The organism is Streptomyces sp. NPDC057280 (assembly GCF_042668605.1).
Classification (GTDB): Bacteria; Actinomycetota; Actinomycetes; order Streptomycetales; family Streptomycetaceae; genus Streptomyces.
This window is the reverse complement of the sequence record NZ_JBHUYR010000001.1, coordinates 951,916-975,623: the sequence shown is the minus strand read 5'-3', so window position 1 is coordinate 975,623 and position 23,708 is coordinate 951,916. Positions and strand designations below refer to the sequence as shown.

Annotated in this window: 24 protein-coding genes; 13 read left to right on the top strand and 11 right to left on the bottom strand. The window is 71.9% G+C overall.

What is annotated here, in order from left to right; translation table 11 throughout:
• Positions 1-67: 67 nt before the first annotated feature.
• Positions 68-460 carry a VOC family protein gene (locus ACFUO4_RS04415; RefSeq protein WP_059194651.1) on the top strand — a complete coding sequence of 131 codons (393 nt, stop codon included), beginning with the start codon at positions 68-70 and terminating at the stop codon, positions 458-460.
• Positions 461-492: 32 nt separating this feature from the next.
• Here ACFUO4_RS04415 and ACFUO4_RS04410 read toward each other — a convergent pair whose 3' ends face one another.
• Together ACFUO4_RS04410 and ACFUO4_RS04405 are read right to left on the bottom strand one after the other, a co-directional pair.
• A complete protein-coding gene (locus ACFUO4_RS04410) occupies positions 493-801 on the bottom strand; it encodes a DUF4235 domain-containing protein (protein ID WP_383479795.1) in 309 nt (102 codons plus the stop codon).
• Between the two features lie 23 nt (positions 802-824).
• Positions 825-1,853 carry a glutathione S-transferase family protein gene (locus ACFUO4_RS04405; protein ID WP_383479793.1) on the bottom strand — a complete coding sequence of 343 codons (1,029 nt, stop codon included), beginning with the start codon at positions 1,851-1,853 and terminating at the stop codon, positions 825-827.
• A gap of 135 nt (positions 1,854-1,988) precedes the next feature.
• On the opposite strand from ACFUO4_RS04405, the gene ACFUO4_RS04400 reads away from it, so the two are divergent.
• Positions 1,989-2,993 (top strand): cation diffusion facilitator family transporter, encoded by a 1,005-nt coding sequence (locus tag ACFUO4_RS04400; protein ID WP_383482283.1) that lies wholly within the window; start codon positions 1,989-1,991, stop codon positions 2,991-2,993.
• Between the two features lie 111 nt (positions 2,994-3,104).
• Here ACFUO4_RS04400 and ACFUO4_RS04395 read toward each other — a convergent pair whose 3' ends face one another.
• Positions 3,105-3,554 carry a nitroreductase family deazaflavin-dependent oxidoreductase gene (locus ACFUO4_RS04395; protein ID WP_383479791.1) on the bottom strand — a complete coding sequence of 150 codons (450 nt, stop codon included), beginning with the start codon at positions 3,552-3,554 and terminating at the stop codon, positions 3,105-3,107.
• Positions 3,555-3,711: 157 nt separating this feature from the next.
• On the opposite strand from ACFUO4_RS04395, the gene ACFUO4_RS04390 reads away from it, so the two are divergent.
• Complete coding sequence (locus ACFUO4_RS04390) at positions 3,712-4,146, top strand: nuclear transport factor 2 family protein (protein WP_383479789.1); 435 nt, start codon at positions 3,712-3,714, stop codon at positions 4,144-4,146.
• Positions 4,147-4,314: 168 nt separating this feature from the next.
• Here ACFUO4_RS04390 and ACFUO4_RS04385 read toward each other — a convergent pair whose 3' ends face one another.
• Positions 4,315-4,938, bottom strand: coding sequence for a LysE family transporter (locus ACFUO4_RS04385; protein WP_383479787.1), 624 nt, complete (start codon positions 4,936-4,938; stop codon positions 4,315-4,317).
• Positions 4,939-5,313: 375 nt separating this feature from the next.
• On the opposite strand from ACFUO4_RS04385, the gene ACFUO4_RS04380 reads away from it, so the two are divergent.
• Both ACFUO4_RS04380 and ACFUO4_RS04375 read left to right on the top strand, forming a co-directional pair.
• Positions 5,314-6,528, top strand: coding sequence for a cytochrome P450 (locus ACFUO4_RS04380; RefSeq protein ID WP_383479785.1), 1,215 nt, complete (start codon positions 5,314-5,316; stop codon positions 6,526-6,528).
• A 13-nt stretch (positions 6,529-6,541) separates the two neighbouring features.
• Positions 6,542-6,730, top strand: a complete 189-nt coding sequence (locus ACFUO4_RS04375; protein ID WP_383479783.1) for a ferredoxin — start codon at positions 6,542-6,544, stop codon at positions 6,728-6,730.
• A gap of 9 nt (positions 6,731-6,739) precedes the next feature.
• Here the strand turns inward: ACFUO4_RS04375 and ACFUO4_RS04370 are convergent, their stop codons facing one another.
• A complete protein-coding gene (locus ACFUO4_RS04370; protein ID WP_383479781.1) occupies positions 6,740-7,297 on the bottom strand; it encodes a TetR/AcrR family transcriptional regulator in 558 nt (185 codons plus the stop codon).
• 136 nt (positions 7,298-7,433) lie between these two features.
• On the opposite strand from ACFUO4_RS04370, the gene ACFUO4_RS04365 reads away from it, so the two are divergent.
• The 3 genes from ACFUO4_RS04365 (at position 7,434) to ACFUO4_RS04355 (ending at position 9,459) form a co-directional block, all read left to right on the top strand.
• The gene (locus tag ACFUO4_RS04365; protein WP_383479779.1) at positions 7,434-7,892 is read left to right on the top strand and encodes a nuclear transport factor 2 family protein; all 459 of its coding nucleotides are present in this window, start codon (positions 7,434-7,436) and stop codon (positions 7,890-7,892) included.
• Positions 7,893-7,901: 9 nt separating this feature from the next.
• The gene (locus ACFUO4_RS04360) at positions 7,902-8,417 is read left to right on the top strand and encodes a flavoprotein (RefSeq protein ID WP_383479777.1); all 516 of its coding nucleotides are present in this window, start codon (positions 7,902-7,904) and stop codon (positions 8,415-8,417) included.
• A gap of 70 nt (positions 8,418-8,487) precedes the next feature.
• A complete protein-coding gene (locus ACFUO4_RS04355) occupies positions 8,488-9,459 on the top strand; it encodes an aldo/keto reductase (RefSeq protein ID WP_383479775.1) in 972 nt (323 codons plus the stop codon).
• A gap of 7 nt (positions 9,460-9,466) precedes the next feature.
• Here ACFUO4_RS04355 and ACFUO4_RS04350 read toward each other — a convergent pair whose 3' ends face one another.
• The gene (locus ACFUO4_RS04350; protein WP_383479773.1) at positions 9,467-10,264 is read right to left on the bottom strand and encodes a phytanoyl-CoA dioxygenase family protein; all 798 of its coding nucleotides are present in this window, start codon (positions 10,262-10,264) and stop codon (positions 9,467-9,469) included.
• A 63-nt stretch (positions 10,265-10,327) separates the two neighbouring features.
• Between ACFUO4_RS04350 and ACFUO4_RS04345 the strand changes: the two genes are divergently transcribed.
• Together ACFUO4_RS04345 and ACFUO4_RS04340 are read left to right on the top strand one after the other, a co-directional pair.
• Complete coding sequence (locus ACFUO4_RS04345) at positions 10,328-11,254, top strand: helix-turn-helix domain-containing protein (RefSeq protein WP_383479771.1); 927 nt, start codon at positions 10,328-10,330, stop codon at positions 11,252-11,254.
• A 320-nt stretch (positions 11,255-11,574) separates the two neighbouring features.
• Positions 11,575-13,467 (top strand): ricin-type beta-trefoil lectin domain protein, encoded by a 1,893-nt coding sequence (locus ACFUO4_RS04340; RefSeq protein WP_383479769.1) that lies wholly within the window; start codon positions 11,575-11,577, stop codon positions 13,465-13,467.
• Between the two features lie 12 nt (positions 13,468-13,479).
• Here ACFUO4_RS04340 and ACFUO4_RS04335 read toward each other — a convergent pair whose 3' ends face one another.
• A complete protein-coding gene (locus ACFUO4_RS04335) occupies positions 13,480-14,736 on the bottom strand; it encodes an arsenic transporter (protein ID WP_383482280.1) in 1,257 nt (418 codons plus the stop codon).
• A 92-nt stretch (positions 14,737-14,828) separates the two neighbouring features.
• Entirely contained in the window at positions 14,829-15,491 is a 663-nt protein-coding gene (locus ACFUO4_RS04330; RefSeq protein ID WP_383479767.1) for a DUF4232 domain-containing protein, read from the bottom strand.
• 91 nt (positions 15,492-15,582) lie between these two features.
• On the opposite strand from ACFUO4_RS04330, the gene ACFUO4_RS04325 reads away from it, so the two are divergent.
• Complete coding sequence (locus tag ACFUO4_RS04325; protein ID WP_383479765.1) at positions 15,583-15,816, top strand: hypothetical protein; 234 nt, start codon at positions 15,583-15,585, stop codon at positions 15,814-15,816.
• A 16-nt stretch (positions 15,817-15,832) separates the two neighbouring features.
• On the opposite strand, the gene ACFUO4_RS04320 is transcribed toward ACFUO4_RS04325, so the two are convergent.
• Entirely contained in the window at positions 15,833-18,214 is a 2,382-nt protein-coding gene (locus tag ACFUO4_RS04320) for a SpoIIE family protein phosphatase (RefSeq protein ID WP_383479763.1), read from the bottom strand.
• A gap of 348 nt (positions 18,215-18,562) precedes the next feature.
• Between ACFUO4_RS04320 and ACFUO4_RS04315 the strand changes: the two genes are divergently transcribed.
• Entirely contained in the window at positions 18,563-20,806 is a 2,244-nt protein-coding gene (locus tag ACFUO4_RS04315; RefSeq protein WP_383479761.1) for a glycoside hydrolase family 9 protein, read from the top strand.
• A gap of 48 nt (positions 20,807-20,854) precedes the next feature.
• A complete protein-coding gene (locus ACFUO4_RS04310) occupies positions 20,855-21,319 on the top strand; it encodes a hypothetical protein (RefSeq protein ID WP_383479759.1) in 465 nt (154 codons plus the stop codon).
• Here the strand turns inward: ACFUO4_RS04310 and ACFUO4_RS04305 are convergent, their stop codons facing one another.
• Positions 21,320-22,765, bottom strand: a complete 1,446-nt coding sequence (locus tag ACFUO4_RS04305) for a cytochrome bc complex cytochrome b subunit (RefSeq protein ID WP_383479757.1) — start codon at positions 22,763-22,765, stop codon at positions 21,320-21,322.
• Positions 22,762-23,685 carry an RNA polymerase sigma factor SigJ gene (gene sigJ, locus ACFUO4_RS04300; RefSeq protein WP_383479755.1) on the bottom strand — a complete coding sequence of 308 codons (924 nt, stop codon included), beginning with the start codon at positions 23,683-23,685 and terminating at the stop codon, positions 22,762-22,764. The genes ACFUO4_RS04305 and sigJ overlap by 4 nt, the downstream gene beginning before the upstream one ends.
• Positions 23,686-23,708 lie beyond the last annotated feature (23 nt).

Sequence of the window (23,708 nt, the reverse complement as noted above, 5' to 3'; positions counted from 1 at the left end):
GGGTTATCCGTGAGGTACAGGGCCGCGGGGCACGAACGCCCCGCGCCCCGGACCGTACGGAGGAGACATGGCACTGGTGAAAGCGGGCGTCGTGGTGCTCGACTGCGCCGAGCCGGAGAAGCTCGCCGGGTTCTACAAGGAGTTCCTGGAGGGCGAGGAGACGGACGCGACCGCCAACCGCGTGGAGATCAGGGGGGCCGACGGGATGCGGATGGCCTTCCGCCGGGACATGAACGCCACGCCGCCGAGCTGGCCGCGTCCCGAGAACGCCCTGCAGGCCCATCTCGACTTCGTCGTCGACGACTTGGACGAGGCGGAGCGCAGGGTCATCGGGCTCGGCGGGCGCCCGCTGGAGACGAAGGACGCCTCCGGCCCGTTCGAGGAGCGCGGCTACGCCGACCCGGCGGGCCACTCCTTCACCCTGCGCCGCGTCACCCCGACCGCGCCCAAGACCGGCTGACGGCGGGGTGCGCAGGCGGAGTTGACGTCGCGTCAGTCCCGGCCGCCGTCGTCAGCGGTCGGCCAGACACCGGTGGACCGTTCGATGGCCTTCGCGCCCGTGCGGTCCACCGCGCTGCGCACCACCGCGAAGATCGCGCCCTGCACGGCCGCCGCGAACAGGATCTCGCCCCAGGTCCGGTCCCGGTCCAGGGCGTCGGGCGCATTGTCCTCGTGCCGGATCACCTTCCACGTCTTCTGGAACGCGATCCCGGCCAGCGCCCCGCTCGACCAGCCCAGCACGAAACCGAGGGGCTTGTAGGCGAGGGGGAGCTTCAGCTTCTTCTTGTTCTTCTTGGCCATGTGTCTCTCCTTCGTGCGTTCCGCTACTTCGGTGTGGGCCGGCCCTGCGGTGACACCTGCTCGTCGGGCGGCGGCGGCCCCGGCGGAGTCCCGTCGCCGAACGGCCGGCCGGTCAGCTCCTCGCGGTGGTGCGGGGTCAGCCAGCCCGACAGATCCGGTCCCAGCGGCACGATCCGCGTCGGGTTGATGCCGGTGTGCACCTGGTAGTAGTGCCGCTTGATGTGGTCGAAGTCGACGGTGTCACCGAAGCCCGGCGTCTGGTAGAGGTCGCGGACGTACCCCCACAGCACCTTGTTCTCCGCCAGCTTCCAGCGGTTGCACTTGAAGTGGCCGTGATAGACGGCGTCGAAACGTACCAGCGTGGTGAACAGCCGGATGTCCGCCTCGGTGATGGTGTCGCCGACGAGATAGCGCTGCCGGGCGAGCCGCGGCGTCAGCAGCTCCAGCCGCCGGAACACCGCCGAGCAGGCGGCCTCGTACTCCGCCTGCTCGGTGGCGAAACCCGCCCGGTACACGCCGTTGTTGACGTCCTCGTACACATCCGCCATCACCGCGTCGATCTCGTCGCGCCGCGCCTGCGGATACAGGTCGGGGGCGCCCTCCCGGTGCAGGGCGCGCCACTCGGTGGCGAGGTCGAGGGTGATCTGCTGGTAGTCGTTGGTGACCAGCTTCCCGCTGGGCACGTCCACGATCGCCGGCACGCTCACCCCGCCCGGGTAGTCGGTCTCCCGCCGGTCATAGGCCTCGCTGAGACAGCGGATGCCCAGGACCGGGTCGCGGCCGTCGGGGTCGAGGGTGAACCGCCAGCTGCGGTCGTCCTGGATCGGGTCGGCCACCGCGAGCGACAGGGCACTCTCCAGGCCCAGCAGCCGCCGGGAGACCAGGGCCCGGCTCGCCCAGGGGCAGGCCCGGCTGGCCACCAGCCGGTAGCGGCCCGGCTCCACCGGCCAGCCGTCGCGGCCGTCCGCGGTGATCCGGTCCGTGAAGTGGGCCTTGGACCGCTGGAACGTGCGGCTCCCGTACGCGCTGTTGCCTCCGTCCGAGCCAGTCATGCCGCCTCCTGTCGTGCCTGTCGCCGTGCGGGTGTTCCATGACCGCGTTCCCAGATTTCGGCGTGTGAGCCCCGCCAGTCGGGGCAGTCGGCGAAGGTGAGTGGGACATCTTCGAACACGACCTCGAACGCATCCCTGAACACGCGGCGCCCGGAATCACCACCGGCCCCGGCAGAAGTGACCGAGGGCCACCAGGCGGACCGCAGAACGCGGGTCACCGTCCTGGTGGCGCTCGCCGCCAATCTGGTCATCGCCGTCGCCAAGGCCGTCGGCGGTCTGCTCGCGCACTCCCCGGCCCTGCTGTCGGAGGCCGCGCACTCGGTCGCCGACAGCCTCAACGAGGTCTTCCTCCTGGCCGCCCTGCGCCGCAGCCGCCGCCCCGCCGACCGACGGCACCCCTTCGGCTACGGCAAGGAACGGTTCTTCTGGTCGCTCCTCGCCGCCGTGGGAATCTTCGTCATGGGCGGCTGCTTCTCCTTCTTCCAGGGCTTCGAGGCACTGCGCAACGGAGCCGAGGAGGAGCTCAGCGGATACATCGCCGGGCTCGTCGTCCTCGGCGTCGCCTTCGTCGCCGAGGGTGCGTCGCTGGCGCGGGCGCTCCATCAGACGCACCGGCAGGGCGGCCTGGGCGACGGCCTGCGCGACCCGGCGCTGCGCACGGTTGTCGCCGAGGACGGCACGGCGGTGCTGGGCGTCAGCCTGGCCATGGCCGGCATGGCCCTGCACATGGTCACCGGGCAGGTCGTATGGGAAGCGTCCGCGTCGCTCGCGATCGGGGCGCTGCTCGTCTACGTCGCCTACCGGCTCGGCCGTGAGGCGCGCGACCAGCTGATCGGGGAGGCCGTCGACGCGGAGACGAGCGACCGGATCCGGGCACTGCTCCAGGAGCAGCCCGAGATCGACAGCGTGGAGGCACTGTTCACGATGATGACGGGGCTGGAATCGGTCCTGGTGGCGGCACGCGTCGACCTGGTGCCGGGGCTGGACAGCGAGCGGGTCGAGGAGGTCGCCGTACGCATCAAGCGGCACGTCGCCGACACCTTCACCGAGGCCGACCAGATCTTCCTCGACATCACCGACCGGCCCGCGCGCGAGGCACGAGAAAGCCCCGCCGCGACGGGGGAGCGCGGCGGGGCCTGAGGCTCTGGTGCCCGGCCGACGGGGCTTCATGCACCCCGTCCCGGAATTTTTTTCCGGAGATCTTTTTACCGGGGCCGGCCGGGCAGCTCACCGGTCACCGGGGCCGTCCGGTCAGGCCTCCGGGGACGGTTCCAGGACGAAGACCGGGATCTCGCGGTCCGTCTTCTTCTGGTAGTCCGCGTACGGGGGATACGCCGCCACGGCCCGCTCCCACCACTCGGCCTTCTCGGCGCCGGTGACCTCCCGCGCGATCATGTCGCGCTTCCGGGGTCCGTCCTGGAGCTCCACATGGGGGTCGGCCTTGATGTTGTGATACCAGACCGGGTGCGTGGGCGCGCCGCCCTGCGAGGCGACCACGGCGTACCGGCCGCCGTGCTCGACCCGCATCAGCGGCGTCTTGCGGATCTTGCCGCTCTTGGCGCCCAGGGTCGTCAGCAGGATCACGGGCATTCCGGTGTCCATCAGGGTCGTTCCCTCGGTACCGCCGGAGCTCTCGTACAGCTCCACCTGCTCGCGCACCCACGCGGTCGGGCTGGGTTCGTACTCGCCCTCGAGAGGCATGGCATCCGTCCCATCGTCGTCGTGTCCTGCGGCTGACCGCCTCCGCCCACAACACCGGAGCGCAGCGGATTCATCCGCCCCGCCATGACCTCGCGGGTAATCGCCCCGCCCGGTCCCCTCGGGGCACAGTGGCAACCGCCGAAGGGGAGGAGTACCCATGGCCGCCACCACCGAGACCACGACCCGCGCGGTGATCACCGAACTGCTGCGGCGCATCGGCCAGGGCGACCCGGAGCGGATCGCCGAGCTGTACGCCGAACCCGCCGACTGGAAACTGAACTGGCCCGAGGACGAGCACGGTCGCGCCGCCACCCCGTGGATCCGCCACCGCGCGACCCGCGCGGACGCCGCCGCCCACTACCGCGAGCTGGCCGCGCACCACGCGCCCGGTGAGGCGGACACCCGGATCGAGCGGGTCCTGGTGGACGGTGCCGACGCGGTGGTCCTCGGCGAGATCCGGCAGACGGCGAGGGGGACCGGCCGCCCCTATCGCGCCAGGTTCGCCCTGCACCTGACGGTCGAGGACGGATTGATCGCCCGGCACCACGTGTACGAGGACAGCCTCGCGGTGGCCCGGGCTTTCGCCCCCTGACCGCAGGTCGTCCAGGCCTCGCTCCCTGGCCGGCGGCCGCCCGGGCCCTTGCCCGCTGACGGGCCGTCGCCCGGGTCCCCGCCCCTTCGCGGGCCGCCGGCCGGATCTCTGCCCGCTGGCGGGTCGTCGCCCGGGTTCCCGCTCCTGAGCGGCGCGTGGCCGCCCGCCTCACCGCATCATCCGCACCGCCAGCGCAGCGATCACCGCGCTCGACACCAGGCCCGTCACCAGTCGCCCCCGCCGGCCGGTCAGTGTCCGGCCGAGGAGTGCCCCGCCGCCGGCCAGCAGCAGCTGCCAGCTCGCGGACGCCGCGAACGCCGCCAGGACGAACACGCCCTGCTCCAGTGGCCGGACGGGGTCCGCGGTCCGGGTGCCGAGCACCAGGGCCACGAAGTAGATCACGGTCGTCGGGTTGAGCAGGGTGATGCCCAGCAGTGCCAGAAAGGCACGGGCCGGGCTCGGCGGTGGAGGCTCGGTACGGACGCCCGGGCGACGGCCGCGGTACTGGCGTACGGCGACGACCGCGCCCCGGACCGCCAGGGCGAGCAGCAGCAGGGCCGAGGCCCAGCGCAGCGGCCCGAGCACCGGACGCAGCGCGGCGGCCAGGGCGGTGCCCCCGACCGTGGCCAGCAGGGCGTACAGCCCGTCGGCGGCCGCGACGCCGAGGGCGGCGCAGGCACCGGTGCGCAGGGACGTACGGGCGGTGAGCGAGACGAGGTACGTCGCGACGGCGCCGACGGGCATGGCGATGCCGTAGCCCGCCAGCAGGCCCGCGACGAGCGCCCCGGTCACGGGGCGGGAGGTGTCGGTCCCTCCGGACGGCCGGACTGCTGCTGGAACCGCACCGGCGTGGCGGCGGCGGTCAGCGGCAGAAGGGCGCGGTGCGTCGTAGGCATGCCGGGATTCTGAGCCGGAGCCGGCTTCGCCCACAACCGGTTTTCGTTCCCGAGCGAGCCTCCTTCGGCGCAACCGTTCTCGATTCCCGAGCGAGCCGCCCCCGGCGAACCGTTTTCGATTCCCGAGCGAGCATCTCCGGCCAACCTCCCGCCGCCGCCGATCTGGCCGAACTTCTCGTCGCCGCATAGATGCCCCGGGCATCTAATGAAGATCTGCGCGATGCCGCGTCAAGCATCGGGCACGAAGCTCACTTCGTCTGCGAGGTCTTCCATGACGGCAACGCCCCGCACGCAAACGGAACCCGTCGCCTTTCCGCAGGACCGCACCTGCCCCTACCACCCGCCCACCGCCTACGCCCCCCTGCGCGACGGCCGCCCGCTGGCCCGCATCACCCTCTACGACGGTCGGCCGGCCTGGCTGGTGACGGGGCACGCCCTCGCCCGCGCCCTCCTCACCGACCCGCGCCTGTCGGCCGACCGCACCCGCCCGGGCTTCCCCGCACCCACCGAACGCTTCGCGGCGGTACGCAACCGGAGGGTGGCGCTGCTCGGCGTCGACGACCCGGAGCACCACGCGCAGCGGCGGATGATGGTGCCCAGCTTCACCCTGCGCCGGGCCGCCGAACTGCGGCCGCAGATCCAGCGGATCGTCGACGAGCGGCTCGACGCGATGGTCGCGCAGGGGCCGCCCGCCGAACTGGTGAGCGCCTTCGCGCTGCCGGTGCCCTCGATGGTGATCTGCGCCCTGCTGGGGGTGCCGTACGCCGACCACGAGTTCTTCGAGGGGCAGTCGCGTCGGCTGCTGCGCGGCCCGAGGGCGGCCGACACCCAGGACGCGCGCGATCAACTGGACGCCTACTTCGAGGAGTTGATCGACCGGAAGCTGAAGCAGGAGCGGCCCGGAGACGGCGTGCTGGACGAACTCGTCCACGACCGGCTGCGCGCCGGGGAGCTGGACCGTGCCGAGGTCATCTCCTTCGCCACGATCCTGCTGGTCGCCGGACACGAGACGACCGCCAACATGCTCTCCCTCGGCACCTTCACCCTGCTCCAACACCCCGAGCGGCTGGCCGAGTTGCGTGAGCGGCCCGAGCTGCTGCCCGTCGCCGTGGAGGAGCTGATGCGCGTGCTCTCGATCGCCGACGGGCTGCTGCGGCTGGCCACCGAGGACATCGAGGCCGGCGGCGAGACCATCCGGGCGGGCGACGGAGTGGTTTTCTCGACCTCGGTCATCAACCGTGACGAGGACGTCTACCCCGCCCCCGACACCCTGGACTGGCACCGCCCGGCCCGCCACCACGTCGGCTTCGGGTTCGGCATCCACCAGTGCCTCGGCCAGAACCTGGCCCGCGCCGAGATGGAGATCGCCCTGCGTACCCTCTTCACCCGGCTGCCGGCACTCCGTCTCGCCGTCCCCGCGGACGAGATCCCCTTCAAGCCCGGCGACACGATCCAGGGGATGCTGGAACTCCCCGTGACCTGGTAAGAGGCTCGAGGCCATGCACATCGACATCGACAAGGACGTCTGTATCGGCGCCGGCCAGTGCGCCCTGGCCGCCCCGGCCGTGTTCACCCAGGACGACGACGGGTTCAGCGCACTGCTGCCCGACCGGGAGGACGGGGCGGGCAGCCCGATGGTCCGCGAGGCGGCCCGGGCCTGCCCCGTGGGCGCCATCACCGTGACCTAGGGCCTGTCGTCACCGGGCCGCGGCCCGCATCAGCAGCCGTGCCGCCTCGCGCGCCTCCCGCGCCGGGGCGGTGCTCCCCGTGATGCCCGCCGTCACCATCGCCCCCTCGGCGAGCAGGAACAGGTGCCCGGCCGACGCGCCGGGCAGTCCCGCGTCCGCCACCAGGCCGTCCAGGTAGTGCCGGAACGCCGCTTTGTGCGCCCGTACTCGGGCCGTCACCCGGGCCGAGGTCGCGCCCAGTTCGCCGTACGAGTTGATCCACGCGCAGCCGCGGAAACCGTCCTCGCCGAACCACGACTCCAGCCAGTCGAAGACGGCGAGGATCCGCTCCTCGGGGTCCGTGTGGCCCTCGACGTGCTCGGCCAGCCGCCCGCGCCAGCGTTCGTCGCGGCGCTCCAGGTAGGCCTCCACCAGCTGCTCCTTCGCGGGGAAGAGCTGGTAGAGCCGCTTGAGCGAGACGCCGGACGCGCCACGGATGTCGTCCATGCCGACGGACTGGATGCCGCGGCCGTAGAACAGCTCCTCCGCGGCGTCCAGTGCCTGCTCCCGGGCGGTCGCGCTGTCCATGAGGGTCACTCCTCGGCACTCCTTGACGCTGGCTGACGTCCCCCACTGATGTCCCTTGACGAGAGAACGTGCGTTCTCCTACGGTAGCAGCAGCAAGGAGAACGTGCGTTCTCCCTTTCTGGTCACGGAGGTTGACATGACCGACCGCCCGCCCCTGCCGCCGTTCACCCGCGAGACCGCCGCCCGCAAGGTGCAGGCCGCCGAGGACGCCTGGAACACCCGCGACCCGCACAAGGTGGCGCTCGCGTACTCCGAGGACTCGGTGTGGCGCAACCGCGACACCTTCGTCACCGGCCGGGACGAGATCGTCGCGTTCCTCACCGCGAAGTGGGCGCGTGAGCAGGAGTACGCCCTGCGCAAGGACCTGTGGGCGTTCGACGGCAACCGCATCGCCGTCCGCTTCCAGTACGAGTCCCTCGACGCCGACGGCCGGTGGTGGCGCAGTTACGGCAACGAGCTCTGGGAGTTCGACGAGCACGGCCTGATGACCCGGCGCGAGGCCAGCATCAACGACGTCCCGATCGAGGAGAAGGAGCGTCGTATCGTCGGCCCGCGTCCCGAAGCCGAGCGCGGACGGTCGTTCCCCCTTCAGTAGGGTTCCGGAGTGATCGAACAGGCTCAGAAACCCTTCCTCTACGTCGTCGTCTGCGCCGCCGGCATCGCCGCCGACGTGGGCGAACTCATCACCGCCGCCCAGGAACGGAACTGGGAGGTCGGCGTCATCGCCACCCCCGTCGCGGCGAACGGGTTCTTCGACACCGCCGCGGTCCAGGCGCAGACCGGCCGCCCGATCCGCTCCGCCTGGCGCACCCCGGGCGAGCCCCGTCCCTTCCCGCCGCCGGATGCCGTCGTGGTCGCGCCCGCCACCTTCAACACCGTCAACAAATGGGCGGCCGGCCTCGCCGACACCCTCGCCGTGGCCACCCTGTGCGAGGCGTACGGCCTGGGCGTCCCGATGGCCGTACTGCCGTGTGTGGCCGACGCGTTGGCCGCCCACCCAGCCTACCAGGACAGCCTGATACGACTGCGGGGGATGGGCGTGCGGTTCGGGCCGCCGTTCGCGGGCGAGCCGGGGGCGGAGTTCGGCTGGGAACGGGCGCTGGACCTGCTCGACCGGTGACCCCTGAGGGGGCGCGGCCGGACACCGTACGCTCCCCTTCGTAACCACTCGGAAGGCAGGAGCAGCAACGATGCAGTACGTGAAGCTCGGTTCGACGGGCCTGGACGTGTCGCGGATCTGTCTGGGGTGCATGACCTACGGCCTGCCCGACCGCGGTGTGCACGAGTGGACCCTCGACGAGGAGGCGTCCCGGCCGCTGATCCGGCAGGCGCTCGACGCGGGCATCAACTTCTTCGACACCGCGAACGTCTACTCCGACGGCACCAGCGAGGAGATCGTCGGCAAGGCGCTGCGGGACTTCGCCGACCGCGACGAGATCGTCCTCGCCACCAAGGTGCACGGCCGGATGCGGTCCGGACCCAACGGCGGCGGACTGTCCCGCAAGGCGATCATGACCGAGATCGACCACAGCCTGACCCGCCTCGGCACCGACTACGTCGACCTCTACCAGATCCACCGCTACGACCCGCACACCCCGGTCGAGGAGACGATGGAGGCCCTGCACGACCTGGTCAAGGCCGGCAAGGTCCGCTATCTCGGGGCCAGTTCGATGTACGCGTGGCAGTTCTCCAAGATGCAGTACACGGCGGAGAAGCACGGCTGGACGAAGTTCGTCTCCATGCAGAACCACTACAACCTCCTCTACCGCGAGGAGGAGCGCGAGATGCTCCCGCTCTGCGCCGACCAGGGCGTCAGCGCGCTGCCCTGGAGCCCGCTCGCCCGGGGCCGGCTGACCCGGGACTGGGGCACGGTCACCGACCGCAGCGCGGGCGACAACTTCGGCAACCGCCTCTACCAGGAGGACGACCGCACCATCGTCGAGGCGGTCACCCGTATCGCCGGCGACCGCGGTGTCCCGCGGGCCCAGGTGGCGCTGGCCTGGCTGCTCCACCAGGACACGGTGGCGGCTCCGATCGTCGGCGCGGCCAAGCCCCACCACATCGAGGACGCGGTCGCGGCGGTCGAACTCGCCCTCAGCGAGAAGGAGATCGAGGAACTGGAGCAGCCGTACACCGCCCGGCCGATCGTCGGCCACGGATGACCGCTGCTCAGTGCGGTCCCTGCGGTGCGAACTCCGTCCCGCAGGGACCCGCGCCCTCGCTCTCCCGCAGGGCGACGCGCTCTCCCCGCATCGACAGCGTCCGGTAGTACGCCCCGATCCGTTCGGCGGACGCCCCCACGTAGTGCCCGATGAACGAGCGCCGGAACCGCGACGGACTCCGGTTCGGCTGCGAGCCGTGCACCACACTGCCGTTGAAGAACAGGACGTCCCCCGGCGCCATGTCCACCGGCACCGCGTCGAGTCCCGCCGGCGGCGGCACGTACTCGCGGGCGAACGACACCCCTTCGTCCGCCTCCTCCGGGCAGAACAGGTCCATCCGGTGCGTACCGGGAACGACTTCCAGGCCGCCGTTCTCCCGGTCGATCACATCGCACGCCACCCAGGCCGCGACACACGTCCCCGGCTCGACCCGCAGATAGAAGTTGTCCTGGTGCAGCGCCTGCCCGCGCGCCCCCGGCGGCTTGAAGTAGAACATGCTCTGCGCGGCCAGCACCTCCTCGCCGAGCAGTCCTTCCAGGACACCCCGCAGCCGCGCGTCGAGCAGCATCCGCCGGGCGAGCGCGTTGATCTCGTGCGGCTGCATCACCCGCGGCCACACCGCCAGCGGGTCGTCCCCGGGCCGCGGCTCGAAGTGCCCGCGCACCGGCCCGGCCGCGTGCAGGGCCGTGAACTCCGCGCACAGCCGGTCGACCTCGTCCGCCCCGAACAGCCCGCGGACGACGAGGAACCCCTCCTCCTCGAACTGCCTCACACGGTCGGCGGCTTCCTTGTCCATGACGGTCATGCGTCCCCTCCTCGGCCGGTGTTCGTCCGCGTGTCACGCTAGGTGGGAGGCGAGTTCAGGAGGATGCCCGTGACCGCTGACGGACTGCCCGAGGCTGCTGCCGCGGGTGTGCCCGCGCCGCCCGCGGGTCTGGTCGTGCTCGGCCGCTACGACGAGCCGCCGGGCTATGTCGTCAACCGGCCGCAGGGGTCGGACAGTTGGCTGTTCACCTGGACCACGTCCGGTGGCGGGGAACTGCGCCACGGCTCGGCCGCGACCCGGGCCGGCGCCGGCGACCTCGTCGTCCTCGCCCCCGGCTCCCCGCACGGCTACGGCGTGGCGCCGGACGCCCCGCACTGGCGGTTCTGGTGGGCGCACTGCCAGGCCCGCCCCTCCTGGCTGCCCTGGCTGCGCCCGTACGACCTGGGCGCCGGCCTGTACGTCGTCACCCCGGCCCCGGCCGCGCTGCGCGCCCGCGTCGAGTCGGCGTTCCACCGGATGCGCACGGACGCCCGCCGGCCTCCCGGCGCCGCGGAACCGCTGCCGGGAGGCGAGGCCCCGGACGACCGCATCGCCGTGGCGCACGACACCGTCGCGCGTGAACTCGCCCTGTGCGCACTGGAGGAGATCGTCCTGCTGACGGCCGGAGCCGCACGCCGGCGTCCCCCGTCCCCCGGCCTCGACCCGCGCATCGCCCGCGTGCAGGAACTCATGGCCGCCGACCCCGGCGCGCCCCACACCGTCGACTCCCTCGCCGGGCGTGTCGCGCTGTCGCCCTCCCGGCTGGCGCACCTGTTCACCCGGCAGGTCGGACAGTCGCCGATGCGTGCCCTGCGCGAGGCGCGGCTGCGGCACGCCGCGCGACTGCTGGAGGCCACCGACCTGCCGGTGGAACGGGTGGCCACGGCATCGGGGTTCGTGAGCCCCTTCCATTTCCACCGTGTCTTCCGTGAGCGATTCGGCATGCCGCCCGGCGCGTACCGGTCCCGCGGCCCAATGGTTGACACGTGACGCGCGTGGACCCGCCGGACACTCGCTGGAGTGGCGGTTCAATGGTTGGTCGCAGGAAGGGCTTTCCTTAACCCTCTCGCATATTGACTCATCGTCTAAAACACGTGATGCGCACGCAATGCACAAAACCGCGGGGTCTCTTGTTACATCTCGCTGACCTGTGCAAAGGTGGGGCCTTGTCGGCGCGCGGACAAGAAGATTCCGGTTCGTGCGCGGCCCCCTCCCGTAGATCCCCCGCGCTCCACAAGAGCTGTCGTCGGCGGGACCCCATGCCTATTGGTATGGACTTTTTTGTGCACGCCCCCGAGAGGAATGCCGCCGTGAAAGACGCAGGCCTGCCGAATTCCACCGCCCCGGGCCGCCTCTTCGACGTGACGGACGCACAACTCAGCGCGGAGCTGAAGAAGTGGACGGGAACGGCGCCCGCCCTCCACCCCGTCGGTGAACTCCTCGACCGGCACTGGGAAGCGGCCTTCGTCTATGCCCGGCTGTGCACCGACGGACCGCGTTCCGCCGGAATGCTCACCACCGCCGCATTCACCCGGCTCTTCGGCGAGTCCCTGCGGCACAACGGACCGACGGCCGCCTGGCGCCCGCAGATCCTCGTCACCGTGCGACGCATCGCCGCCGAATGGGACACCGACCGCCGACGCGAACAACTCCACCCCGAACTGCGCTCCGGGGCCGGCGACGGGGAGCGGGCCTCGGCCCGGCTGCTGCCGCCCGCCGACCGGCGGCTGCTGTCCGGCGCGTTCCAGCGGCTGCCCCAGTCCGCCCGCGCGCTGCTGTGGCACAGCGAGGTCGAGGGCGAACCGCTGGAGATACCCGGCGCCCTGCTGGGCCTGGAGGAGGAGGACGTCCGCGTCGAACTGGGCCGCGCCCGCGAGCGGTTGCGCGAGGAGTGCCTCCAGGTCCACCGCGAACTCGCGCCCGAGCAGGAGTGCCGCAGCTTCCTGCGGATGCTCGACGTGACCTACCGGCGCGGCGGCATCGACGTCGACCCCGACCTGCGCGCCCACCTGGACCGCTGCAAGCACTGCCGGCACACCGCCGACCAGCTGAACCAGTTCAACGACCAGGGCCTTGGTGTCGCCCTGGCCGAGGCGGTCCTCGGCTGGGGCGGGCGCGCCTACGCGGAGACCCGGGCCGCCCAGGAGGCGGCGGACGCACCCTCGCCGGAGGCACCGGCGGCGGCCGGCGCCCACACCATCGCGGGCGAGCCCTTCTTCGACGCGCCGCCCCTTCCCCGTACCGCCCCCTCCGTCCCCGGCACACCGCCCGCTTCTCGTGCCGCGGGCCCCGCGTCGACGCGCAGAAGCCGCAGACGGCACTCGGCGAAGAAGGCCGCCGCCCGCCGCCGCAACCTCACCGCGGCCGTGGCGACCGCGAGCGCCCTCGTCGTGCTCCCGCTGGTCCTGTGGTCCCTCGGCGACAGCGACGACACCGCCCCGGCCGCGGGCGCCCGCGCCTCCGACACGCCCGGCGCCGGCACGGACCACTCCACCACCGACCCGACCTTGGTGGGCTCGGGCCAGAAGGGGCAGGGCACCCTGAGCGGCCGGATCCACAACGTCGACTCCGGGCTGTGCGTCGCCGTCGCCGGCAAGAAGGCCGTCAAGGGCGCCGAGACCGAGGTGACCGACTGCTCCTCGGCCGCCGCGCAGCAGTGGACGTACGAGCCCGACGGACTGCTGCGCAGCGCCGCGGACCCCGAGCTCTGCCTCGACTCCCACCTCGGCTACTCGGTGCAGCTGGCCCTGTGCACCGGCCCCGGGAAGGCCGAGGACAAGGACGTCCGGTACGACTTCACGGCGCGCGGCAACCTGGTGCCGCGCTGGGACGAGGACCTGGCCCTGACCCCCGCCGCCACCGACGGCACCGGCGCCCTGGTCCTGAAGTCCCGCGAGGACGACAGCGCCGTCCAGCGCTGGGTCTTCGACACCTCGAAGGCCGACCTGCAGATGGAGTGGGTCAACTGGGACGCCATGTCCGGCCCCACCCCGACCCCCACGCCCACCCCGAAGAAGGCGGCCCCCACACCGACGCCGTCCCCGACCCCGTCGACCGCGGCGCCGACCACCGGCACCGCGTATCCGACCGACGTCCCCTGCTACTACACGAACTCCTGCGACGGGGGCGGTCAGTACGGCGGCGGGTACGGGTACGGCGGCGGTTACGGGGGCTACGGCGGGCACGGCGGCGGCCGGCACTGACGCCGGCGCCCCTCAGACCCCGATCAGCTGGATCGCGCCCCACAGGGCCAGCGTGGCCGGCACCAGCGCGGCCGGGACGGCGAGCAGACCGAGGCGGGTGAACTCGCCGAGCTCGACGTCCTGACCGTCGCGCTGCACGATCCGCCGCCACAGCAGCGTCGCCAGCGAACCGGCGTACGTCAGGTTCGGGCCGATGTTGACGCCGATCAGCACCGCCAGCACCGCACCGGGCCCGGCCGTCGCCGTGAGCGGCAGCAGGACCAGCACCGCGGGCAGGTTGTTGATCAGGTTCGCCAGCACGGCGGCCAGCACGGCGAGCCCGAGCAGCGCCACCACCCCGGACCCCTCCGGGATCACCCGGCGCAGGGCGTCGGCGAGGCCGTTGTCGACGACCGCGCGCACCACCACGCCCAGCGCGAGCACGAACGCCAGGAACCCCGGCGCCGCTGCCTTCACCACGGTGAGCGGCGTGGCCCGCCGCCGCACCAGCGCCCGGCCGGCCAGCACCAGCGCGCCCAGGAGCGCCACCCACGCCGGCTCGACACCGACGGCGGACGCCACCACGAACCCGGCGAGCGTGCAGCCGACGGTGACGAGCGCGAACACCGGCAGCTCGGGCGCCTCACCTGCGTCGGGAACGGCGACGGCGGCCTTGAGGTCGTCCGCGAAGAAGCGCCGGAACACCAGGTACTCGGCGCCGATCGCGACCAGCCAGGGCAGCGCCATGAGGGCCGCGAACCGGGTGAAGCTCAGCCCGCTCGCCTCGAAGGCCAGCAGGTTGGTGAGGTTGGACACGGGCAGCAGCAGGGACGCGGTGTTCGACAGATGCGCGCAGGCGTACAGATGCGGTCGGGCCCGTACGCCGCTGCGGGCCGCGGTGGCCAGCACGACCGGCGTCAGCAGCACCACGGTGGCGTCCAGGCTGAGGACCGCCGTGATCGCCGACGCGAGCACGAACACCGAGGCCAGCAGGGTGCCGGGGCGGCCGGCGGCCCGGCGGGACATCCACGCCCCGCACGCCCGGAAGAGCCCCTCGACGTCACAGAAGTGGGCGAGCACGAGCACCGCGGCGAGAAAGCCGACCACCGGTCCGAGCCGTTCGGCCTCGGCCCACGCGTGCTCCGGCGAGATGGCGCCGGTGGCGATCGCCAGCCCGGCTGCCGGGACCGCCAGCACCGCCTCCGGCAGACCGCGTGGTCGGCTCACGGCCCAGGCGAGTACGGCGACGAGCAGGGCTATGGACAGGACTTCGGCGAGCGGGGTGTTCAGGGGGGGGATCCTTCGGAGCGTGGTCGAGCCGTGCCCTGCGATGAGAGCAGGCCCGGGTAAGAGATCGCGATGGTAGGGGGCGCGGGGATCGGTCAGGCGCCGGGCCCCTTGCCGAACACCGTCAGGGAGACCGTGGACTCGTTTCCGGAGACCGGCACCTCTCCCGCCGACCACGACACCTTCAGCGGCTCCCGCTCGTCCGGCGGGGTCACCAGCAGGGCGTCGGGGTTGGCGGTGCGGGCGCCGCTGATCTGCGGGTTGGCGAACGTGATGCCCGACCAGGCGCTCTGCCCCGGCGCCAGGCGCACGGTCGTGGGCGTGCCGGGGGAGCGCTCGGGGTCCGGCCCCAGCTGCTTGCCGGCGGCGTCGACGAAGGCGGCGCCCGGATAGCCGCGGACGGTGCAGGTCCGTGATGAGGTGTTGGTGAGAATCACGGGGAAGTTCTCCTGCCCGGCCCCCGGGTCGTTGCGGCCGAGGACCGCCTCCAGCTCGGAGGTGTGGCAGCGGGTGCCGGCGGCCGGGCTCGCGATCGGCGGCGACGAGGGGGTGGGTGAGGTCGGGCCGGCGCTCGGTGGCACCGAGGGCGTCGCCGAGGTCACGCCGCTGGTGGCCGGCGCGGCAGTGCCGGGCGGCGTCGAGGGCGCGGTCGCCGCGTCGCCCGCGCCGCCACCACCGCAGGCGGTCAGCAGGCTCAGCACGGTGGCCGCGCCGACGAGCAGGGAGGCCCGGCGTACGGGCCGGTACGTGTTCACCATGTCGTCTCACTCCTCGTACGGCGCGTTGTGCCCCGTCATGAGAGTCCGATGCGTCCACGGCCGGAAAAGTTCGCGCCCTCGGCCGAGTCCGATGCGTCCATGGCCGGAAAAGCTCACGCCTCAGCCCCTGGCCCGCACCGAGCCGAGGGCGTCCCGCGCCTCCGCCGTCGAACAGCCCGCCCCGACGGTCGACGACCCACGCGCCGAACCGCGCACCACCCGTGTCGTCGCCGGTTCGCGGATCGACCTGCTGGAGGCGCTGGACCGGCTGGAGCGCGAACACCCGCTGCTGGTCGAGCCGTTGGTGCTGACCGAGGAGCCGTAGGGCAGGCCCTGAACGGTCACTCCTCCTCGATCAGCCCGATCTCCGCCCAGATCGTCTTGCCGTCGGTGGTGTGCCGGCTGCCCCAGCGCTGGGTGAGCTGGGCGACCAGGAGCAGCCCGCGGCCGCCCTCGTCCCAGGTCTTGGCGCGGCGCAGATGCGGGGCCGTGTGGCTGGTGTCGGACACCTCGCAGATCAGCGTGGTCGCGTCGTGGATCAGGCGCAGCCGGATGGGGTGGGCGCCGTACCGGATGGCGTTGGTGACGAGTTCGCTGACCACCAGCTCCGCGGTGAACGACGCCTCCGACATCTCCCAGGTGGCGAGCTGGTCGACGACCTGCTTGCGGATGGGGGCGACGAGCGCGGGGTCGGCGGGGATGTGCCAGGTCGCCACCTGGGACGAGGGCAGCCCCCGGGTGCGGGCCAGCAGCAGGGCCACGTCGTCGGTGGAGCCGCCGGCCGGCAGCAGGGCGTGCAGGACCCGGTCGCAGGTCTCGTCCAGCGAATCGGAGAACACCGCCAGCGCCTGGCTCAGCAGCTCGTGCCCGGCGTCGATGCCACGCTCCGGGGACTCGACCAGCCCGTCCGTGTAGAACGCCAGCACCGAGCCCTCGCGCAGCTCCAGCTCGGTCGACTCGAAGGGCAGCCCGCCCACGCCCAGCGGCGGGCCGGACGGCAGGTCGAGCTGCTCGGGTGCGCCGCCGGGCGGGATCAGCACCGGTGCGGGATGGCCGGCCCGGGCCAGCGTGCAGCGCCGTGACACCGGGTCGTAGACCGCGTACACACAGGTCGCCCCGACCTCGCCCGGACTGCCCTCGGCACCGGCCTCCGTGGACAGCCGTACGACCAGGTCGTCGAGGTGGGTGAGGAGTTCGTCCGGAGCCAGGTCGATGTCGGCGAGGGTGCGCACGGCGGTGCGCAGCCGGCCCATGGTGGCGGAGGCCTGGATGCCGTGGCCGACGACGTCGCCGACGACCATCGCGACCCGCATCCCGGACAGCGGGATCACGTCGAACCAGTCGCCGCCCACCCCGGCCCGCGCGGCCGGCAGATACCGCGAGGCCGCCGCCACGGCCGCGGTGCGCGGCAGCGAGCGGGGGAGCAGGCTGCGCTGGAGCGCGAGCGCGGTCTCCCGCTCGCGGGAGAAACGGCGGGCGTTGTCGATGCAGACGGCCGCGCGGGCCGTGACCTCCTCGGCCAGCAGCACGTCGTCAGGGGTGAACGGATCAGGCCGCCGGAACCGGGTCAGCACCGCGACCCCGAGGGTCAGACCGCGGGCCTGGATCGGCACCGACATCGTGGAGTGGACGCCGAACTGCCGCACGGCCTCGCCGCGCGCCCGGTTCCAGTTCAGCCACTCGTCCAGCTGCCCGGAGGCCACGGTGGCGACGATCGTACGGCCCGCCACCAGCGAGTCCGCCTGCGGCGAGGAGGCGGGGTACACCTCGATCTGCCCAGGCTTGATCACCGCCTCCGGAGTGCCCGGGTTGACCGACTGGTGGGCCGCCCGGCGCAGCCCGATCGGCGCGGCGACCGGCGGCAGCGGATCGGCGTCCTCCTGCGGGTCCAGCAGGTCGACACTGACGAAGTCGGCGAGCGCGGGCACGCAGACGTCGGCGAGCTCCTGAGCCGTCCGGGTGACGTCGAGCGTGCTGCCGATGCGGACGCTCGCCTCGTTGACCAGTTGCAGCCGCTCGCGGGCGAGGTAGTTCTCGGTGAAGTCGTGCGCCGCGAGACAGACGCCCCGCACCCGCCCCTCACGGTCGGTGACCGGGGCCATCCGGGCCAGCCAGGCGTGCGCCAGCGGCTCGCCGCCGGTGCGCATGTAGGCCTGGACATCCTCGGCCCGGCCGGAAGTGAGCACCCGCAGCAGATGCCCCTCCAGCTCCGCGCTCTGCGGCTTGCCGCCGATCTCCGACAGCCGCAGGCCGCGGATGCGCTCCTCCGGGAGCCCTATCACCTCGGTCATGGCGTCGTTGAGATGGCTCAGCCGCAGCCGGTCGTCGTAGACTGCGACGGCGCACGGCGACTGCACGAGCGCCGCGGTGGCCAGCGGGTCGTCGGCGGAGCGGGGGCCGCCGCCCTCCAACGGGGTGACGACGAGCCAGTCGCCCGGTGTGCCGTCCTCGGCGGGGCGGTGGTGGGCGAGCAGCCACACGGACACGGTGCCGCCGTCGCGGTGGCGCAGCGTGACCGTGCCGTCCCAGCGCGCCTCGGCCGGGGTGAAGGCCCCCGGGACGTCGTCGTCGGCCAGCAGGTCCTCGGCGGGACGGCCCACGACGTCGGCGGCCGGGTGTCCGAGCAGCCGCTCCGCGCCGCGGTTCCACTCCACGACTCTGCCCCGCTCGTCGATGACAGCCCGTGCCGTCGCGGCATCGTCGAACGGGTAGTCCGGGCTCATCGTCGCCACTCCATTGCGGACACTCACAGTGAACAAGGCAGTCACTTGAGTTCCAGCCTAGTGCGTCCGGCCCGGGCGCGGACGGGAACCCCCTCAGCCACCCGATGGCGGGGCCGCCCGGGGGTCAAGAGGTAAATCCGGCCGATGTGGCGGGTGGGGGCGGCCATGCGGCTCCGCACCCTCGACGACCCTGCGTGGTGCCGGAGTTCGGCACCCGTCCGGGGGATCTGGGCAACCAGTCCGGTCCGGACCGTTGACGAGGTGTCATGCCTGCAACAAGCATGGCCTCCGACCGTCTCTTGGGAGCGCTCCCATGCGCCGCCCGTAGCTCACCGGAGGAGCCCGGACGTGAAAAGACGCAACACCACCCTGCTGTCCCTGACGGCCCTGCTGGGAGCGGTACTTGTCGCCGCGCCGACCTCCCCGGCGACCGCCGACGAGGTCGAGCAGCTCAAGAACGGCACCTTCGACAACGGCACCGATCCCTGGTGGGCGACCAGCAACGTCACCGCGGGCGTGTCCGGCGGGAAGCTGTGCGCGGACGTGCCGGGCGGCACCACCAACCGCTGGGACGCCGCCGTCGGCCAGAACGACGTCACGCTGGTCAAGGGGGAGACGTACAAGTTCGCCTTCACCGCGGACGGTCTGCCCGACGGGCATGTCGTGCGCGCGATCGTGGGGCTCCAAGTGGCTCCGTACGACACCTACTTCGAGGTCAGCCCGCAGCTCAGCGTCTCCGGCAACAGCTACTCCTACACCTTCACCTCACCCGTGGACGCCACCCAGGCGCAGGTCGGCTTCCAGCTCGGCGGCAGCGCGGACCCCTGGACGTTCTGCATGGACGACGTGTCCCTGCTCGGCGGAGTGCCGCCCGAGGTGTACGAGCCCGACACCGGGCCGCGGGTGCGCGTGAACCAGGTCGCCTATCTGCCGTCCGGTCCGAAGAACGCCACGCTCGTCACGGACGCGACGGGCAAGCTGCCCTGGCAGCTGAAGAACGCCTCCGGGACCGTCGTGGCCAAGGGGTCGACCACGCCGCGGGGCGTAGACGCGTCCTCCGGGCAGAACGTCCACTCGATCGACTTCGGGTCGTACCGGAAGGCCGGCACCGGCTACACGCTGGTCGCCGACGGGGAGACCAGCCGCCCCTTCGACATCGGCACCGACGCCTACCGGCAGCTCCGCCTGGACGCGCTGAAGTACTACTACACCCAGCGCAGCGGCATCGCGATCCGCGACGACCTGCGCCCCGGCTACAGCCGCGCCGCCGGCCATGTCGACGTGGCGCCCAACCAGGGCGACTCCGCCGTCCCCTGCCAGCCCGGCGTCTGCGACTACAAGCTCGACGTCACCGGCGGCTGGTACGACGCCGGCGACCACGGCAAGTACGTCGTCAACGGCGGCATCTCCACCTGGGAGCTGCTGAGCACCTACGAGCGTGCCCTGCACGCCCGCACCGGACGGCCCGGCAAGCTCGGCGACGGCACCCTCGCCATCCCGGAGAGCGGCAACAAGGTGCCGGACATCCTCGACGAGAGCCGCTGGGAGCTGGAGTTCCTGCTGAAGATGCAGGTGCCCGCGGGGCAGCCGCTGGCCGGGATGGCCCATCACAAGATCCACGACGAGGCGTGGACCGGCCTGCCGCTGCTGCCGAGCGAGGACCCGCAGAAGCGTGAACTGCACCCGGCGACCACCGAGGCGACCCTGAACCTCGCGGCCACCGCGGCGCAGGCGGCCCGTCTCTACAAGCCCTACGACAAGGCGTTCGCGGCGAAGACCCTGGCCGCCGCCCGCACGGCCTGGACCGCGGCGCTCGCGCACCCCGCCCTGCACGCCGACCCGAACGACGGCACCGGCGGCGGCGCCTACCCGGACACCGACGCCACCGACGAGTTCTACTGGGCGGCGGCCGAGCTGTATCTCACCACCGGGGAGAAGCAGTTCGCGGACTACGTCCTCAACTCGCCCGTCCACACCGCCGACATCTTCGGCCCGCTCGGCTACGACTGGGCCCGTACGGCCGCCGCGGCCCGCCTCGACCTCGCGACCGTGCCGAGCAAGCTGCCCGGCCGCGACAAGGTCCGCCAGTCGGTCGTCAAGGGCGCCGACCGCTACCTCACCACGCTGAAGTCACAGGCGTACGGCATGCCGTACGCGCCCGCCGACAACCTCTACGACTGGGGCTCCAACCACCAGATCCTGCACAACGGCATCGTCATCGCCACCGCGTACGACATCACCGGCGCCACGAAGTACCGGGACGGCGCCCTCCAGAGCGTCGACTACCTCTTCGGCCGCAACGCGCTGAACATGTCGTACGTGACCGGCTACGGCGAGGTGAACTCCCACAACCAGCACAGCCGTTGGTACGCCCATCAGCTAGACCCCAACCTGCCGAACCCGCCCAAGGGCACCCTCGCCGGCGGGCCGAACTCCGGCATCCAGGACCCCTACGCACAGAGCAAGCTCCAGGGCTGCGTCGGCCAGTTCTGCTACATCGACGACATCCAGTCCTGGTCGACCAACGAGCACACCATCAACTGGAACTCCGCCCTGGCCCGGATGGCCTCCTTCGTGGCGGACCAGGCGTAGACGGAAAACGGTTCGCGGGGGCTCCACGCGCACCGTGATACTCCGCCCATGAGCAGAATCGCGGAGGTCATCGTGCTGGCACTGGGCAATTCCGGGCAGGTCATGGAGCCCCTCCTGGAGTACGACGACGAGCGGAGCTGGAAGGGCAAGTTCGTGCCCGTCCCCAGCTCCCTCGGCGCCGGCACGATGTACAGCTGGGCCTCGGAGTTCGTCCGGGTGGGGTCGCGGACGGGGCTGCTGAAGCATCTGGAGTCGCTGCCGTGGGACCGTCCGGAGTCCGTGCAGGTCCTCATCCACGACGAGGAGGACGACTGCTTCGGGCTCTGGATGATCCACGACGGGAAGCTGGTCGAGATCGAACTCCCGCGGACCGTACGCCTCCACGACCCGGCCCCGGAGACCTTCGAGTTCGCGCCGAGTCCGGGCTACCTCGTCCGCACGGACCAGCATGGGGAGGGCTGGCGCTCCCACCAGACCCCGGAACACCTGCGCGACCCCCGCCCGGCCTGGTGACTAGCGTTCGTGCTCCACGAGTTCCTTCGGCCGTTCGTGCGCGGTCAGGGTGTGGCGGCGGGCCTGGTCGAGGGGCTCGTGGACCTCGACGTACTCGCCGTGCGGGAGACGCCTGATCACGCCCGTCTCCCGGCCGTGCGACACCAGCTCCCGGTCCCGGAGTTGCAGGCCAAGGCAGATGCGCCGGGTCACGACGAAGACCGCCGCCGGGACGACGAACACCCCGATCCGCACCAGCCACGTCACCGTGTTGATCGACAGATGGAGGCGGGTCGCCACGATGTCGTTGCCGCCGCCCGCCAGCAGGATCAGATAGAGGCTGATCCAGGACGCGCCGATCGCCGTGCGGACCGGGCGGTCGCGGGGGCGGTCCAGGAGGTGGTGCTCCCGGCGGTCGCCGGTGATCCAGGCCTCCACGAACGGGTAGGCGCCGATGAACACCAGCAGCAGCGGGAACACCACGATCGGGATCAGCACGCCGAGCACCAGCGTGTGCCCCCACAGGGTGATCTCCCAGCCCGGCATGATCCGCACCAGCCCCTCGGCGAAGCCCAGGTACCAGTCCGGCTGGGCGCCCGTGGAGACCTGGTCGGCGCGGAAGGGACCGTACTGCCAGACCGGGTTGATGCCCGCCACGGCCGCGATGAGCGTGAGGACGCCGAGGACCAGGAAGAAGAAGCCGCCCGCCTTCGCCAGGTACACCGGCATGAACGGCGCGCCCACGACGTTGCGTTCGGTCCGGCCCGGGCCCGCGAACTGCGTGTGCTTGTGGTACACGACCAGGAGGACGTGGGCCACGACGAGGGCCGCCATGATGCCCGGGATCACCAGGATGTGCAGCGAGTAGAACCGGGCCACGATGTCGTTCCCGGGGAACTCGCCGCCCAGCAGGAACATCGACAGATACGTCCCCACGACCGGCACCGCCAGCAGCGCCCCGTTGACGAACCGCAGTCCGGTCCCCGACAACAGGTCGTCCGGCAGCGAGTAGCCGAAGAGGCCCTCGAACAGCCCGAGGAACAACAGGGTCCAGCCGAACACCCAGTTGACCTCGCGCGGCTTGCGGAACGAGCCCGTGAAGAAGTGCCGCATCATGTGCGTCAGCATCCCGGCCACGAACACCAGCGCCGACCAGTGGTGCAACTGCCGGATCAGCAGCCCGCCGCGCACGTCGAAGCTGATCTCCAGCGTGGAGGCGTACGCCTCGGACATCCGCACGCCGTTGAGCGGGACGTAACTGCCGTGGTACGTCACCTCGTTCATCGAGGGATGGAAGAACAGCGTCAGCCACACGCCGCTGAGGATGAGCACGACGAAGCTGTAGAGGCAGATCTCGCCGAGCAGGAACGACCAGTGGTCCGGGAAGACCTTGCGCAGATAGCGCCGGCCGAGGGAGTGGATGCCGAGCCGGTCGTCGAACCAGTCGGCGATCCGCTCCCCGCTCATCGTTCCTGCCGCTCTATGTGCCCGAGCTTGTCGGGGTTGGCGACGATGAAGATGTCGGACACCCGGTCGCCCTCGGGCGTGAGGTCCATGACCATCACCGCGTACGGCATCCCGTCCTCGAACAGCACGGCCGCCGCGTCGCCGTTGGCCCGCCCGTAGCGCAGTTCCAGGTCGAGCGAGGCACCGCGGGAGCGGAACCCGTCGATGAGGCGCGCTACCTTGTCCCGGCCGCGCACCGGGCGCAGCCCCGCGCCCCGACGGTTGCCGCCCCCGTCCGTCCACACCGTCACGTCCGGCGCGAGGATCTCCATCAGCGCGCCGATGTCCCCGCCGAGCGCGGCCTCCACGAACCGCTCGGTCGCCTCCCGCCGCACCCGCGGATGCGCCTCGTACAGCGGCCGCCGGGCATGCACATGGTCCCGGGCCCGGTGCGCCACCTGCCGTACCGCCGCCGGGGTGCGGCCGAGGATCTCGGCTATCTCGGTGTGCGGATACCCGAACACCTCGTTCAGCACGAACACCGCGCGTTCCAGCGGGGTCAGGGACTCCAGGACCACCAGCATCGCCAGGGACACCGACTCGGTGCGCACCGCGGCGTCGTCGGCGGTGTCGTCCGCGACCAGCGGCTCGGGCAGCCACGGGCCGACGTAGGTCTCGCGCCGCCGGTTGATCGCGGCACGTCGGCCGAGGGCGTGGTTCACGGCGATACGGACGAGATAGGCGCGCGGGTTGGCGATCCCGTCCAGAGGCGAGTCGGTGATCCGGCGCCGGGCCGTCCAGGACAGCCAGGTCTCCTGCAGGACGTCCTCCGTGTCGGCGACGCTGCCCAGCATGTTGTAGACGATGCCGAACAGCAGCTCACGATGGCCGACGAAGACGTCCGTCGCCTCGTCGGCCTCGGGAAAACGAATCTTGGACATGCGTGGGCCTCCCGGTACGCGCT

Excerpts from the sequence above, each read along its gene's own strand:
- ACFUO4_RS04375 (WP_383479783.1), top strand. The coding sequence starts at position 6,542 with ATGCACATCGACATCGACAAGGACGTCTGTATCGGCGCCGGCCAGTGC.
- ACFUO4_RS04370 (WP_383479781.1), bottom strand. The coding sequence starts at position 7,297 with ATGGACAGCGCGACCGCCCGGGAGCAGGCACTGGACGCCGCGGAGGAG.
- ACFUO4_RS04330 (WP_383479767.1), bottom strand. The coding sequence starts at position 15,491 with ATGGTGAACACGTACCGGCCCGTACGCCGGGCCTCCCTGCTCGTCGGC.
- ACFUO4_RS04345 (WP_383479771.1), top strand. The coding sequence starts at position 10,328 with ATGCCCGTGACCGCTGACGGACTGCCCGAGGCTGCTGCCGCGGGTGTG.
- ACFUO4_RS04415 (WP_059194651.1), top strand. The coding sequence starts at position 68 with ATGGCACTGGTGAAAGCGGGCGTCGTGGTGCTCGACTGCGCCGAGCCG.
- ACFUO4_RS04320 (WP_383479763.1), bottom strand. The coding sequence starts at position 18,214 with ATGAGCCCGGACTACCCGTTCGACGATGCCGCGACGGCACGGGCTGTC.
- ACFUO4_RS04405 (WP_383479793.1), bottom strand. The coding sequence starts at position 1,853 with ATGACTGGCTCGGACGGAGGCAACAGCGCGTACGGGAGCCGCACGTTC.
- ACFUO4_RS04350 (WP_383479773.1), bottom strand. The coding sequence starts at position 10,264 with ATGACCGTCATGGACAAGGAAGCCGCCGACCGTGTGAGGCAGTTCGAG.
- ACFUO4_RS04380 (WP_383479785.1), top strand. The coding sequence starts at position 5,314 with ATGACGGCAACGCCCCGCACGCAAACGGAACCCGTCGCCTTTCCGCAG.
- ACFUO4_RS04325 (WP_383479765.1), top strand. The coding sequence starts at position 15,583 with ATGCGTCCATGGCCGGAAAAGCTCACGCCTCAGCCCCTGGCCCGCACC.
- ACFUO4_RS04310 (WP_383479759.1), top strand. The coding sequence starts at position 20,855 with ATGAGCAGAATCGCGGAGGTCATCGTGCTGGCACTGGGCAATTCCGGG.
- ACFUO4_RS04390 (WP_383479789.1), top strand. The coding sequence starts at position 3,712 with ATGGCCGCCACCACCGAGACCACGACCCGCGCGGTGATCACCGAACTG.
- ACFUO4_RS04365 (WP_383479779.1), top strand. The coding sequence starts at position 7,434 with ATGACCGACCGCCCGCCCCTGCCGCCGTTCACCCGCGAGACCGCCGCC.
- sigJ (WP_383479755.1), bottom strand. The coding sequence starts at position 23,685 with ATGTCCAAGATTCGTTTTCCCGAGGCCGACGAGGCGACGGACGTCTTC.
- ACFUO4_RS04305 (WP_383479757.1), bottom strand. The coding sequence starts at position 22,765 with ATGAGCGGGGAGCGGATCGCCGACTGGTTCGACGACCGGCTCGGCATC.
- ACFUO4_RS04355 (WP_383479775.1), top strand. The coding sequence starts at position 8,488 with ATGCAGTACGTGAAGCTCGGTTCGACGGGCCTGGACGTGTCGCGGATC.
- ACFUO4_RS04395 (WP_383479791.1), bottom strand. The coding sequence starts at position 3,554 with ATGCCTCTCGAGGGCGAGTACGAACCCAGCCCGACCGCGTGGGTGCGC.
- ACFUO4_RS04410 (WP_383479795.1), bottom strand. The coding sequence starts at position 801 with ATGGCCAAGAAGAACAAGAAGAAGCTGAAGCTCCCCCTCGCCTACAAG.